11 protein-coding genes, 1 tRNA gene and 1 pseudogene are annotated in these 13,689 nt (G+C 69.0%); 4 read left to right on the forward strand and 9 right to left on the reverse strand.

Features of this window, described 5'->3' with window-relative positions:
• Nucleotides 1-155 precede the first annotated feature (155 nt).
• Nucleotides 156-1,634 (forward strand): helix-turn-helix transcriptional regulator, encoded by a 1,479-nt coding sequence (locus tag QZ433_RS10855; RefSeq protein ID WP_295783181.1) that lies wholly within the window; start codon nt 156-158, stop codon nt 1,632-1,634.
• A gap of 25 nt (nt 1,635-1,659) precedes the next feature.
• Here QZ433_RS10855 and QZ433_RS10860 read toward each other — a convergent pair whose 3' ends face one another.
• Nucleotides 1,660-2,670: a hypothetical protein gene (locus QZ433_RS10860; RefSeq protein WP_295783185.1), complete on the reverse strand. Its 1,011-nt coding sequence runs from the start codon at nt 2,668-2,670 to the stop codon at nt 1,660-1,662.
• Nucleotides 2,671-3,093: 423 nt separating this feature from the next.
• A complete protein-coding gene (locus QZ433_RS10865) occupies nt 3,094-3,930 on the reverse strand; it encodes a DUF4344 domain-containing metallopeptidase (RefSeq protein WP_295783186.1) in 837 nt (278 codons plus the stop codon).
• Between the two features lie 202 nt (nt 3,931-4,132).
• Here QZ433_RS10865 and QZ433_RS10870 point away from each other — a divergent pair, with 202 nt between their 5' ends.
• Entirely contained in the window at nt 4,133-4,336 is a 204-nt protein-coding gene (locus QZ433_RS10870) for a hypothetical protein (protein ID WP_295783188.1), read from the forward strand.
• A gap of 340 nt (nt 4,337-4,676) precedes the next feature.
• On the opposite strand, the gene QZ433_RS10875 is transcribed toward QZ433_RS10870, so the two are convergent.
• The 5 genes from QZ433_RS10875 to QZ433_RS10895 form a co-directional block, all read right to left on the reverse strand.
• Nucleotides 4,677-4,874 carry a hypothetical protein gene (locus QZ433_RS10875; protein WP_295783191.1) on the reverse strand — a complete coding sequence of 66 codons (198 nt, stop codon included), beginning with the start codon at nt 4,872-4,874 and terminating at the stop codon, nt 4,677-4,679.
• Nucleotides 4,875-5,251: 377 nt separating this feature from the next.
• Nucleotides 5,252-6,106, reverse strand: coding sequence for a class C sortase (locus QZ433_RS10880; RefSeq protein WP_295783194.1), 855 nt, complete (start codon nt 6,104-6,106; stop codon nt 5,252-5,254).
• Between the two features lie 157 nt (nt 6,107-6,263).
• Nucleotides 6,264-7,865, reverse strand: a complete 1,602-nt coding sequence (locus tag QZ433_RS10885; RefSeq protein ID WP_295783196.1) for a SpaH/EbpB family LPXTG-anchored major pilin — start codon at nt 7,863-7,865, stop codon at nt 6,264-6,266.
• A 127-nt stretch (nt 7,866-7,992) separates the two neighbouring features.
• Nucleotides 7,993-11,049 carry a glycine rich domain-containing protein gene (locus QZ433_RS10890; protein ID WP_295783199.1) on the reverse strand — a complete coding sequence of 1,019 codons (3,057 nt, stop codon included), beginning with the start codon at nt 11,047-11,049 and terminating at the stop codon, nt 7,993-7,995.
• Between the two features lie 185 nt (nt 11,050-11,234).
• A complete protein-coding gene (locus QZ433_RS10895; RefSeq protein ID WP_295783201.1) occupies nt 11,235-11,432 on the reverse strand; it encodes a hypothetical protein in 198 nt (65 codons plus the stop codon).
• A gap of 402 nt (nt 11,433-11,834) precedes the next feature.
• Here QZ433_RS10895 and QZ433_RS10900 point away from each other — a divergent pair, with 402 nt between their 5' ends.
• Nucleotides 11,835-12,413 (forward strand): recombinase family protein, encoded by a 579-nt coding sequence (locus tag QZ433_RS10900; protein ID WP_295783203.1) that lies wholly within the window; start codon nt 11,835-11,837, stop codon nt 12,411-12,413.
• A gap of 162 nt (nt 12,414-12,575) precedes the next feature.
• Here QZ433_RS10900 and QZ433_RS10905 read toward each other — a convergent pair whose 3' ends face one another.
• Together QZ433_RS10905 and QZ433_RS10910 are read right to left on the reverse strand one after the other, a co-directional pair.
• Complete coding sequence (locus QZ433_RS10905) at nt 12,576-12,950, reverse strand: nuclear transport factor 2 family protein (RefSeq protein ID WP_295783206.1); 375 nt, start codon at nt 12,948-12,950, stop codon at nt 12,576-12,578.
• Nucleotides 12,951-13,138: 188 nt separating this feature from the next.
• A tRNA-Ser gene (locus tag QZ433_RS10910) sits at nt 13,139-13,228 on the reverse strand.
• A 283-nt stretch (nt 13,229-13,511) separates the two neighbouring features.
• Here QZ433_RS10910 and QZ433_RS10915 point away from each other — a divergent pair.
• Nucleotides 13,512-13,689, forward strand: a pseudogene (locus tag QZ433_RS10915) (L-lactate dehydrogenase); the annotation flags it as partial.

The following is a 13,689-nucleotide window of genomic DNA, read 5'->3' on the forward strand; positions in this document are numbered from 1 at the left end:
CGTCATCGCCGATCTGGCCCCACTGCGCGCAGAACATCTCCTCGCCGGTGGTGAGGACCGGGGCGTTCCGGGACAGCGCGAGCAGATCGCGCGCCACGGCCCGTCTCGCCGAGGACCGCCTCGATGATGCGGCGTGGAACGCGTCCAGACGGGCCGTGGCGCGCGATCTGCTCGCGCTGTCCCGGAACGCCCCGGTCCTCACCACCGGCGAGGAGATGTTCTGCGCGCAGTGGGGCCAGATCGGCGATGACGACGGGCTCGCGTCGGCGCACTCCTCCCTTCTTCCGCGCGCTGCACTCGCGCTGGCCCGTGCGGGCCGCGCCTGCGAGGCCGCGCGCGTCGCGGACACGGCCCGGTCCGCGGAGCAGGACCTGACCGTGTGGGCGGCACTCACCCTCGCCCATCTGTCGCGAGGCGATGCCGAGCGCGCCGCGAGCCTTCTCGACGCGATGCCTCTTCCGCGCACGCGGACAGAGCGGGAGCTGGCGCTCGCGGTCCATATGCGCGTCCGATTCGCGCAGTCGTCCGGGTGTGCGGTCGCCGAGGACCGGGTGGGCGCGCTGACGTCATGGGCTCCCGACGACGAAACGTGGGCCTGGCGCCTCCGAGTGGCGATAGCCGCCCGGTCTCTCGAGAGCAGCATCGCGCCCCCGTCCGCCGAGCACATCGCCGCACCGCACCCCGCGGCGGACGATCGAACGCTCATCCTCGCCGACGCCTGTCACGCCGTCTTCGACGCCGCCACCGGCAACCGCCGCGTCGGCGCTGATCGGCGGGGACGACCCCGCGGCGCACACGCGCTCGGCATGGAATCGGACGCGTCCGTGTTCCGACTGCACGCGCTGGCGCTGGTCATGATCGGCGAGGACGTGGACGCGGTTCGCAGCGCGACGCGGCGACGGCTCCTCGCCGCGGGGGACCAACAGCGACAAGACGCCATCGCTCCTCTCGCGGTGATCGACGCCGCGGTCCAGCTCCTGCGGAACCGCCCCGCCGACGCACTGCGGAGCCTGCAGCTCGTCGAACGGTACCCGTCCGAGACCATCGGGCTGTGGCGTGAGCTGCTGCGCGCAGCCGCTTTCGCCATGACCGACGAGCTCGTGGCCGCTTCGGCCGCCATCGAGCGGCTCGCCGTCGCGGCCGGCACCGCGGGTCTCGGGGGCTTCGCCGCGGTGTTCAGCCTCGTGTGCGCCGTGTTCGAGAGGGCGAACCGCCGTCATGAGGCGGCGAGCGCACACGTCGATCAGGCGATCGACCGCGCGCGAGGGACCATGCCCATCGTCATCCCCTTGGCTCTGCGGGTGTGGCGCGATTCGGGTGTCTCGGATGCGCAGGTCCTCGCCCGCGCGGAAGCACTCCTTCCCGAATGCGACATCGCCCCCCTCCGGGATCTCGTCGATGACCTGCGCGGATCCGCCGGCTCGGGCGGACGCCGACTCGAATTGCTCACGTCTCGCGAGCGGGAGATCGTGCTCCTGGTCGTTGGCGGCAGGTCGAACGCCGAGATCGCCGAGATGCTGCACCTGTCCGTCCGAACGGTCGAATCCCACCTGCATCATGCGCGGGTACGTCTGGGCATGGATCCCTATGAGCGGTTCGCCCTGACCCCGGCGACACGTCCGGTCGGACGCTGAGACGTGCCGCCGCGGTCACAGCACCTCACAGGTAGGGCGTGAGCGGTGAGCGCGGTGCCCCGCGGAGCGCCGGAGCGGTGTCGACGGGCTCCTGGATGCCGTCTCCATCGGGGTCGGCGGAACGGGAGATGAACCCCGCACCGTACTGATCGAGGTCGCTCCGCTCGATGCGATAGAGGTCGTAGTCGACACGGTTGCTCATCAGGTCGATGAAGTCCGGCTTGTCGTCCCCGTCGGTGTTGCGCAGCTGCGCGAGCGCGGGCAGCAGGACGCCCGAGTCCGGGGACGTCTCGAGAGCGTCCAGAAGTCCGTTCGCGCCGAAGACGTTGCCCCCGTCGAAGACGCCGTCCCGGTCGGCGTCATAGGCGTCGATCTGCGCCGCGGTGAAGGGTCGACCCTCGAACAGGTCGAGCAGTCCGTCGTTGTCGGAATCGAGGTCGGCGTAGCTGGAGACCCCGTCGCCCAGCGTGGCGATGACGAGGAGGTCGCCGTCGACGTCGTCATCCTCGTAGATGCCGTTGGACTGGAAGTCCTCTTCCGTGTCGAGGATCCCGTCGTTGTCGGAGTCCAGGTCGCACGCGTCGACGACGCCGTCGCGGTCGAGATCACGCGTCGTGGACTTATCGGACGCCGGGCAGGTCTGTGTCGGAGAGGGCGTCGGCGTCGGCGTGACGGTGGCCGTCACGGTCGGCGTCGGCGTGGGCGTGGGGGTCGCCATCGGGATCGCCGTCGTCGGGACCGGGCTCGGCAGCGCCGTCGGCGTCGCGGAGGCGGTCGCCGACGCCGTCGACATCGGTGCCGGCACGGCGCCGGGTGCGGCGCATCGGTCCGACGCGAAGGCCGGCAGTGCACTCGCCACGGGGGACGCGACGAGAAGGGCGGCGGCGACGACCGCGGCCGACACGAGGGCGCGGGATCTACCGCGCCGGACGGCGACGATCATCACGATCCCGACGGCGAGGAGTCCAGCCGCGATGAGGAGCATCCACGGGGGGATCGGCGCGGCGCCCGTCGCCGCCAAAAGGCAGTCGTTCATCAATATTCCCCTTCGCGTTCCTTCGGTCAGGACGAGGACGGACCGGGATCTGGGTGCGGTGATCGTCGGCGGGATCCCCCTCCGTGTACGAGAAGAACATCTCCTCCCGCACGAGACGGTGCGCGGCGCACAGCCGGCGTCTGCGCCTCTCCGTGGAGGACACCGGCCGCACGTCGTTATGACGGCAGTGGTCGACTTTCGGTTTCCGGGCGGCAACCGGTCCGCGCCGCGTTGCACGAGGTCGTGCGGTGGCGGGTGGCCTCTACCTTGCCGCATGGCCACCCGCCACCACGGCGCGAGAGCACAGGAGTGGGGCAACCGCTGTCCCTCCGCCGCGTGAGGAAGAAACCTGCGGAGCGGGCAGGCGGGGGTATCTTCCTACGAGCAGGACCTCTCCCGCGGCGGGTTATGACGCGAGAACCGTCAGGATCCGTTCGTCGATCGCAGATGGGGGCGCAGAAGGCTCTCCCACCCGGCGGAGAGCTGGGCGAACTCCTCCTGGCATCCCCCCGCCCGCTCGGAATCGAGGGTTCCGTCTTGGACGAGGTACTCGTATCTCTCCGGGTACGCGCCGTAGACGTAGCAGAGGAAGTTCGCCGAGCGTTGCGCGTCGAGGCCGTGCGTATCCGAGAAAGGCAACTCGTCGACATCCGTGACGGACTGAGCATTCAGGTAGTAGATCTTCGCCACCGTGATCAACGAATCTGCATCCTCTTCACTGTCCGTGAGGGCGTAGACCGAATACTGGTCCGCGACGTCCTCCTCCCGCCCGGTGAAGGCGAGCCCCAACTCGGCGAGGAGTGCGTGGCCCGCCTCGTGATAGAGCACGGCCCGGGCGCTCTCGAGGAGCTGCTGATCGACCGGCTCCTCGCCGGCGGCGTCGCCATCGACGGCATCCGCCTCGAGAGAAGACCGTTCGCTCGCCGAGAGTTCGTAGCAGAGCGAGATCGACGATGTGGCGGGGTCGTAGAACGCGTTCGCCTCCTGGCAGTCCTTGGCGACGACGGCGACGTCTTTCGGAAGAGCGACGGTCTTGTTCATCGCGTCCGCGAACGCTTCGAGCAGGCCCGCCTGCTGCCAGAGAGTCTGCTCCGTCTGGTTCTCGGGAGTCGAGGCCGGGTCGTATTGCACGACGAAGGAGCCCTCGCCCTTCTCGACGTCGGAAGCCGCGCTGTCGACGGGAGCGCAGGCGGAGAGGACACAGATGAGGGCGGATGCCGCTGCCAGCGACGTCGCCGTGCGGACTACTCGGGTGTTCACGAGGTGAAAGTAGCAAATCTTCGACCGTCGGATCGGGTCGGCGATTCTGCGTCATACGGGCCGTCATCCGCGGTCTTTCCGCGCGCGCGGGCGCGAGGTGGACGTCGGCGAATCCCGCTGGATGGGTTCTTCGCGAGATGGCGTCATAACCGAGATGGAACGATCTCCCCCGCGTGAACCATTCAGCGAAGGACTGGAATTGATGACAAACCGGACAACCGTCGGTTCGCTGCTTCCCCGGCGCGGACACGCGATCGTCACCGTCACGGCGCTCGACGAGAACGGGTACACGCATCACTACGCACCCGTCGAAGTCCGCCGGGACGTTCTGGCTGAGGCGCTGACGACGCTGACGCGTCCCGCGTCGACCGCTCGAGAGGAACGGGGACGGCGTCCGCTCGCCTAGACCCGCTGACGCGAAGCGAGGGACGCATTCGCAGCGGCCACACGAGCGCGACGTATCCCTTCGCGGAAAGACCTGATCGAGCCGAAGAGGTGGGAGTGGGTGGTCTTACCCCCCATGAGCGTCGACGACCCACTCCCACCGGCACGGGCGAAACCCGATTCGCCCGTGCGGGAGAGGGGCGGATCCTCGTCGGAATGCGGATCCTGCGTCCCCCTCCCCCTGAGTGACGTCCGCCCGGGCAGGACATGACGGGATTTCGAGATTCTCTTCACCGCACCCGACGCGCGCGACACAGATGGGGTCGGCACGCGCTGCGGAACCGAACCGGCGTCGCTCCTCTTCAGCGAGGAGGCAACAGCTCGTCGAGGACCAGCCTCTCGGCTTCGGCGCGCAGCGCGACCAACTCCGCGAGGTGATCTGAGGGATGCAGGTGCGAGGCGCGCTCAGCTGCCAGGCGCCTGTACAGAACCGCCACCCGTTCCTCGGCGGCGTCCCCCAGACGCTCGAAGTAGCGGTCTGGGTCGTCGAGCTCGGGCATCCGAGAGGGGGAGCTCTCTTCCCAATGTCGCCGAACGAGTTCTCCGTAGTGGTTCATCACGACCCTTCGCTTTCTGCCTGTCGGGCCCCTCCTTCTGAGCCCCTGCGGGGCCACGCCCGCCCTCCGGACGGCATCATCCGGGCTTGCGCGGATCGCCGTCGCACCAAGAGGCGCGGCATGAGGGGGTGTGGTGGCGGGTGCCCCCCATTGCCACTCGGCAACCCGCCACCACGGGACGCGAGACGATCCGGGAGGGGTCTTTCCGTATCGTCTCCGCCCCGAGAGGAAGATGCCTGCGGGGATGCAGGTGGGGGTATCTCCCTGCCTGAGGGACTCGGGAGGCGGCACCGTATGACGCGGATCCGTCGACGTCCCGGTCATCGAGCCGAAGACGTCCTCCGCGTCGCGCGGGAGCCCGCCGCGCGGCGATGGACGGCATCGGTGTAACCGGAGCGCCACACATACGCGCCGGCGAGAAGCAGGGCGGCGCTCACCCCGCAGAGCCACCACGGAAACCCGGGCAGGTCGGGTGGCGCTCCGGCATCGGCGACATCCTGGGCGGGGGTGGGGAGGATTCGCTCACCCGTCACGAGGATGCGCTGGGTATTGATGCCGAGGGGCGTGCAGGTGATCAGGGTGACCAGATCCCGGCCTTGCTGAGCACGGAGGGAGTCGGTGTCCTCCGGGTCCACGACCTTGGTCTCACGCACCCGGTAGGTCAGCACTTCGCCGAGGACCTCGATGACGAAGTCGTCCCCGACCTTGACCTTGTCGAGGTCGGTGAACATCGTCGCGTCGGCGAGACCGCGATGGGCGGTCAGGACAGCATGGGTGTTCGCCCCGCCCACCGGCAGACTCGAGCCTTCGAGGTGACCGGACCCCTGCAGAAGCACCTGATCCGAAGTGCCGTGATACACCGGCAGGTCGACGCCGATGCTCGGGATCTTCAGGCGCGCCATCATGCCATCCGATGTCATGCGCAGAAGATCGCCGTAATCGAATCGGCCGCTCGAGACTGTTCCGTCTCCGACGGGGACGTTCGTGTTCGCCTTCACCTGCACACCGGACGACAGGGCGGCGTTGTACGCGCGCGCGGCCTGCAACTGCCGGGCGTTGTCGTCGGAATCACTCGTCCCCGCCTCGGCGTTCTGGATGATCTGCGACTGGTTGTAGGACGTGACCCACTGCGCCACCGACGGGTAGAGGAAGACTCCCGCGCCGGTGAGGATCAACAGTGCGATCGCCCAGGTGAAGACTCCCGGCCGCCATCCCGCGGGATGCCGATCGCTCGAGCGCCGCTTCGGTTCCGGCCGTGTGGACCGGGACCGGGAGCCCCGCACTGTGGTGGGGAACTCCCGGTCCCGGTCCGTGTCCATGGTCGGCCGCGCCTCAGAGCTCGGTGCTCTGCTGCGACGCGGTGGCGCGACGGCGCCGGCGGGCGATGACGAGCACCGCACCGGCGAGGAGCAGTCCGGCACCGGTCGCGGCTGCGACCGTCTGGCCGGCGGCACCGGTGAGCGGCAGGGCGGGCACGGACTGCTTGGTGTTGGCCACGTTCGCGTCGAATGTGCCCGCCGGGGTCTTGCCGACGTTCACCGCGACGGCGGTCTTGGCCGCGTCGCCGCTGGGCAGCGTGTAACCGGCCGGGGCCGCGGTCTCCACGACGACGTAGCAGCGGGTGAGAGCGTTGACGGGGGCATGGCCCGAGTCGGAGACGAAGAGACCGGGCACGGTGACGGTGCCGTCGGTGCCGGTCTGGAAGGTGCTCGTCCCGCTGACCGGGATGGGCGAGCCCGACGTGACCTTGGAGGTGCAGGAGCCCCCGGCTGCGGGATAGGCGGGGTCCGCCGCGTAGACCTGGAAGCTCGCACCCGACAGCGCCAGGTTGTTCTGGGCGTCGTACTTGCGGATGACGAGGTCGCCCCAGTTCGTGTTGACTTGGTTCGAGGGCGTGCCGGGCGGCGTTCCCGGCGGGATCGTGTCGGCGTCCGAGCCGGGGTTGTTCACGTACGCGGTGGCCGTGTTGGCGATCGTCTGGTTACCGACTGCGGTGACCGTGCCGCGGAAGGTGACGACGACCTTCTTGCCTGCCTGCGTCTTCAGCCACGTCAGACCGGCGCTGTTGAAGACCACGCGAAGGTCGTTCGCGTTGCCGGCATTGACCTTGACCGACCAGTACGTCGGGTCGACCGCGGTGCCGTCGACCGTCACCGTGGTGACGGTCGGGGAGCCGAGCCGGGTGTCGAGAACGTCGCGGACGATGAAGGAGGTCAGCTGGTCCGCCGGGGCGACGGCGGGAACGCTGGTCGAGACGGGGAAGTCGACCGTGGAGCCGAGACCGTATCCGCTCGGGGCGTTCACGGCCTTCTCGACCGCGGTGTTGACATTCTTCGGGTAGGCGTTGACGTTGTACAGCCAGGAGTTGTTGTACGGCGTGGGAACGGACACGACGAACGGTTTGGCCGGCGTCACGATGCTGACGGGCGCTCCCGCGACGGTGGCTGCGGCGGTGGAGGTCTCGCACACGGCGAACGCCGTCCGGGTGGTGCCGGTCGAGACCGTCAGGGCGCCGCTCGCGTCCGTGACCTTCTGATAGGCCGGGGCGCTGGTGGTGACCGTGGAGTACCCCGCGGCCGCCGCGGCACCCGTGACGTTGCAGCTGGCATCCAGGGTGATGGAGGACAGGCCGTTCCAGTCGGCGAAGCTGGTCAGGTCGACGGGCGCGCCCTGATACCTGAGCTGGTAAAGGCTGAACTGGACGCCCGCGACCGCGGCACCGGCGACCGATCCCGAGCCGTCCGGGTTGGCCCCGCTCGTGGCGCCCGTTTCGAGGTGCTTGTGGATGGTGATGGATCCGGCGGTGGTGGTGTCGATGTTGCCGGCGGCGGCGTGGGCGGCGCCGGCAGCGAGAACACCACCCGCGCCGATGATGACGGCGCCGACGAGGCCGGCAGCCACGCGGGTGAGCGCGCGGCGTGGAACGTGGGACATGGGGTTCCTTTCGAGGAGTCCGAGATGGTTCGGAGGAGTGAGATAGGCGGATGCGGACGAGCGGGAACGGGATGAGGGATGCCGATGCGTCGGCGGCACTCGAGGTCCCGGAGCGGTCAGGTCGGGATCATGGCCGCGAGCGGCTCGGCGCGGACAGGCCCGTGCTCCGTGCCGTGCGGAACCGTCGACGTAGCCACACGGCCAGGATCAGCGCCGCGAGGATGCCCGCGGCGGCGATCGTGAACGTGTCGGTGCCGAGTCCGCCGGTCAGCGGCAGAGCGATTGCGGGCACGGACTGGTTCACGAAGCGGTACAGCACCGTCGTTCCGGCGACCGGAGTCACTTGCGTCCCGGACACGGCCGTCCAGGTGCTTCCCCCATCGGTCGAGGACTGCAATCCGAGGGCGAGGTACGCCGTGGTCGGCGACACGGATTGCTCGCCCAGCGAGTAGGTGGCACCGGGTTTCGCTTCGAAGGTGTTCGCGGTCGAGGGGCTCTCGGCGCCGGCCACGGTGATCGGGCCGCCCAGCGCGGAGGGGGGCGTGAGCGTGAGACGGAACATGTTCGCCGCCAGCCCGCTCGCGGGATCCTGGATGTGCTTGAGCACGGTGATCCGCGCGGTCGTGTTGATGATCGTGCAGGTGACGTTCTGTCCATACCCCACGCTGACCGACGAGTTGCTCACCGGTACGGGCGACGATCCTGCGGCACACACCCACCCGGCGGACGTGGGGACGTAGTTTCGCGCGGCATCGACCGACGACGTTTCGTTCAGCGAATAGGCGACCAGGGGCGTGACGTTCACGGCGGTGGTGCCGGTCGATCCGGTCGCACCGCTCGGCCCCGGCAGCGACCCCACCGGCCCCGAAGCCGTCAACGTCCACGACGTCGGCGACAGGCTTCCAAAGGCGACCTGCTTCACGAGAGTGAGCGTCTGCGTACACGTGACGGTGTTGGTGATCGTGAAGGTGTTCGTGGCCGGAGTACCCGTCAGCGTGCCCGAGTAGGGCAAGGCGGCGGGTGCGCCCAGAGGGCTGCCGTTGACCGAGGTCATCCGTTGCGAGGTGACGGTGCATCCCGCGGGCACGGTGACCCCGGTTTCGCCCACCTGCACCGTCTGGCCGGCCGAGTATCCCGTGTACGACGTCGCGAATGCGGCCGAGGTCTGACCCGTCAGAGTGGGGACAGCCGCGAACCCGGAGGGAACAGCCGGGGCGGTGTCCGAGCCCTGCGCCGGGAGGGTGTAGGTGCCCACGACGCTTCCCCCGGCATCCTTGATGATCCAGGTCTTGTTCACCTGGACGGACACGGATGCGGCATTGGTGAAGGTGCAGGTCCAGCTGGCGGTGTTCTTCATGGCGCTGCCGGGAATGATCGCGGTCTTCGTGTTCGTGAAAGTCAGCGGCGCATTACCCGTTGATGCGCTGTTCGCATCGACGCACTGGATCGACGTGTTGTACGACGTCCCACCGGAGGACTCGCCGATGGTCACCGCGGTGCCCGCCGTTCCCTGGTGGACCGTCGTGGAGGTCACGGCCGTTCCCGAGGCGACGGTCGTGATCGAATCGGCGGGGATCGAGGCCCCCGTGACGGTGAAGCCGAACGTCCCCACCCCGCCCACCGAGACCTTGGCGATCTGCACTCGCGGAGCCGGGTTATAGGTATTCGAGTACACACAGGTCCAGGCGGCGTTCGCCTTCATCCCGGCCGCGGGGATGGATGCCGTCTTGGTGTTCGTGAAGCTCACCGAGGAGTTCCCGGTCACCGCCGCGTTGGCATCCGTGCACTGGATCGAGGTGTCGTACTGGGCACCTCCCGAGGATTCGACGATGGTGACGGGCGTGTTCACCGTTCCGTAGTGCACCGTCGGCGAGGTGACGGCGTTGCCGACCCCGGGATTGGTGGTGGTGATCGAGTCCGTCGGCGTCGTGGCGCCGGTCACGTCGAAGCCGAAGGTTCCGACCCCTCCGAAGGAGGCCTTCGAGATCTTCACGCTCGGGCGGAGGTTGAACTGGAAGACGACCCGTCCGTTCCCGCCGTCCTCGTTCTGGTTGGAACCGTCGAAGACGTTTTGGTTGCCCGTCCCGCCGCCGACGCCGATTCCGGCGGCGTATTGCGCCTCCGTCGTGGCCGGCGGGGTGAAGGCGGTTCCGGCGAGAAGGCTCGGGGAGGAGACCACGGCGTCGACGTGACCGGAGCCGCCACCGCCGGGACCATCGAAGATGCGCTGGTTGTACCAACCGCCGCCGCCGCCGAAGTAGCCGCCGCCGCCCCCGCCTCCGCATTCGTTGAACGTTCCGGCGGGCTGATTGTTGGGCGGGGTGTTGAGCGCGCACCCGGACCGTCCGCCCTGGAACTGCGTCCCCGCCGTCGGAATGTTGTACGCGCCGAAGCGGAGACTGAAGCCCGTGATCGACTGCGCGCCGTTGTCGTCGTAGTTGTTCGCTTGACCCGCCGCCCCTCCGGCGGTCGCGGTCGCCCCCTGACCCGCGGCGTTGTTGCACGCGGCCACGCCGTTCGTGGTCACGGGTTCATTGGTGCTGCCGGGGAGAAGGCCGCCGCACGAGCCGGTCGCCCCAGATGTTCCTCCACCGGCTCCCGCCTGGGCGGAATAGCGGGCGGTCCCGTCGTTGGTGCCACCGCCGCCGCCGGCCGTCATCACCTCGTTCGACGCGCTCGTGTTGCCCGGGAGCGCGATGCGGATGGCCGAGCGTCCGCCGCCCGACGCGCCGCAGAAGTACCCCTTTGTCGTGTCGGGGTTCGCCCCCGAGGCACCGCCGCCTCCGTAGGTCGGCGTCTGCGAGCCCGTGGCCTGATTGTTGCTGTAGCAGGCGGTACGACCGCCCTGTCCGACGACGACCGTCACCGGAGTGGAGGCGACGCTGCTCATGTCGATCACACCCCGGGTGAAGCCTCCGGCGCCGCCGTTCATCGTGTAATAGTTCGTGCCGCCGCCGCCCGCACCCCACATCTTCACGCTCACGTCGGACGCGATGGCCCCGACCGGGAGTGTGAACTGCTGGTCGGCGCCGGAGTACGTGAAGGCGACGCACTGCGAGTAGCCCGCATCGGGCGTGCAGGTCGTCTGCGCCGCCGACGCCGGAGAGGCTCCCGTCCCGGTCGCCGTCAATCCCGTCGTGAGCAGAATCGCCGCGGCGCCGGCCGCGATCAGACGGCGCAGCATCGCTGACCGCCGAGTCCTGCTGAGCTGTCGCCCAGTTCTGTCCGTGGCCCCGCGGAACGTTGGCAGCTGAATCATTCTTTTCCCCGTTTGCTGGCGTGCACAGCGCCGTCCCGGCGCGATGACGGGGGCACCTGCAGCACCGCCCCGCTCGGAGGACAGCGGTGTCGCCGATTCGTGACGCGACTTCAGCGACCGGATGTGAACTGCATGGCAACCAGGACCACGGGAATCCAGAAGCCCGCGATGCACAGCGCGACGCCGACGAGAAGACCGGTCGCGTGCGTGCGCCCCCATACGCGGTCCGCCACGGTCAGGTCCCATGCCAGGTCTGAAGTGACGCGCGGCCGTGCGTCGTGGAGGGATATCGGACGGGTGTTCGTCATCAGGCTTCGCTTTCCGGCGCGTCGCCCTGGGCTTCGTGCACACCCGGGAGAGATCCCACACGACGTTTCGTGACGCCGATATCTCGGAGAACCTTCTCCGCGAACCACGTCATAGCCCGACCGGCCCGCAGTCCTCCCCTTTGCGGGGGACGCCGAGCCGGAAGTGCAGACGCATGTTCCGCCCCGCGTGCACGGATGAGCGAGCGCATCCGCGCTCGTGGGAGCGGGTCGTCGACGCTGAAGGGGGGCACGACCGCCCGCTCCCACGTCTCACAAGCCTCGCTCGCCGGGGGAACACCACATGACACTCGCCATCGACTGTCTCGCCGTCACCGGCGTCGATGTATCGCCGTGGGTTCCCATCGCCGCGGCCGGTCCGGCCCGAGTCGACGGGGGACGGGGATGACGACCGTCATCGGCTACACCTGCGTCTCCCGCCGAGACCCGGCCTCGAACACGCACGAGACCGAGTTGCTCGCGGCCGGCGCGACCCGCGTGTTCATCGATCGCGATGAAACTGACCGCATCTCCGCGCGCCCTCAGTGGGTCGCCTGTCTCCACCACCTGGGTGAGGGCGACACCCTTCTCCTGCAGCGCCTGGATCGGCTGGGCCGCAGCGAACGGATCGTCATCCGCACGCTCGACGATCTGCGCTCGCGCGGCATCCATATTCGTTCTTTGACCGAGCCGCAGATCGACACGACCACCCCGACGGGAGGGGTCCTGTTCCAGATCGTCGAGGCGCTGTCGGCGCTCCGCCGCGACGCGATCAGTGAGAACACCCGCCGCGGTATGGAGTATGCGCGGACGCAGGGGAGGACGATCGGCCGACCGTCGAAGCTCGTCGGCGACCAGCGCGATCATCTCCAGCGTCTGCGCGATGAGGACGGGCTGAGCTTCACGCGCATCGGCGAGATCCTCGGCGTCGATCGATCGACCGCATCTCGCGTGTATCGAGCACTGCGCGACGGGCAGGGCTAGATCGACAGGGCTGGATCCGACCACCGCGAGGCGCCTCACCCTCATCGAGGATCCTGACGACATCGCACCACGTCGACGCCCCGACAGCGCGGAGGCGGGTGGCCACGCGGGTGGTGTGCGCCACGGCGTTCTCCCACCTGCCTCCGCGGCTTCGGATGGACCTCAGTCGGTTCCGAAGGGGTTGTCGACCGCGTACCGCCAACCGTGCTCGTCGTCGTAGACGGCGACATCGGCGGTCGTGCCGGACAGGGCGACCTCGGAACCGTCGGGACCGGTGCCGACGATGCTCCAATCCGCGATCGCGAGGCCGATGTCGCCCGATGCGAAGACGTGCCGCACCACCATCTCGATCGGGAGATCCAGCGCGAGGAACTGCTCGAGGGCGCCGCGAACCCCGGCTTCGCCGGTCACCGGGGTGCCGGGGGCGGGGACGAAGACGACGTCGTCCGTATTCAGTCGCATCAGACCCTCGAGGTCGCGCGCGTTGAACCGCTCGGCGAAGGCGAGGTTCAATTGGTCGAGAGACGTCACCGTCATCACACTTTCCTTTCGATCAAGGGCCGCACGTCGCGGACCTCATCGAGGGGGACGCTGCGGAGCGTGACGGATGACGCCAGGAGCAGCGACAGCGCGTCGCGACTCGTGACCGATGACGGCGACGAATCGGCAGACACGACGAAGGCCCCGCCTGCTGCGTGATTCCGCAGGAGTCGGGGCCTTCGTGGTGGCGGTGACGGTGGGATTTGAACCCACGGTAGGGGTGAACCTACACAACATTTCGAGTGTTGCACCTTCGGCCGCTCGGACACGTCACCGCGGACAAGCTTACGACACTCTGCGGGATGCCGCGAATCGGCGACCTCGGCGGGCTCCTCAACCTGGGCGAGGCGTGCCGCGCTCCGGAGAAAGGCCGTCGCGGGCTTGGCGCCGGCCCGCGCGGCGCGGTTCTCCGGGTCGACGTCCGGAGCCCGGCACGCCCCTCGGCCGCGCCGACCCCCGGCACGCCCCTCAGCCGCGCGGAGCCGACCCCGGCATCCATTCCTCCACCGTCGAGCCACCGCGCTGGATGCCGCCCGGGGCCGCTGCCAGGATCGAGCCATGAGCGTGATCGAGAACTCCAAGCTGACGGTCGTGGGCGCGGGGAGCGTAGGCGCGAGCGTCGCCTACGCGGCCCTCATCCGCGGGTCGGCCCGGCACGTCGCCCTGTACGACATCGCGGCCGAGAAGGTCGAGGCCGAGGTGCTCGACCTCGCGCACGGGACGCAGTTCACCGGTT

This window comes from uncultured Microbacterium sp. (assembly GCF_913776565.1).
Taxonomy (GTDB): Bacteria; Actinomycetota; Actinomycetes; order Actinomycetales; family Microbacteriaceae; genus Microbacterium.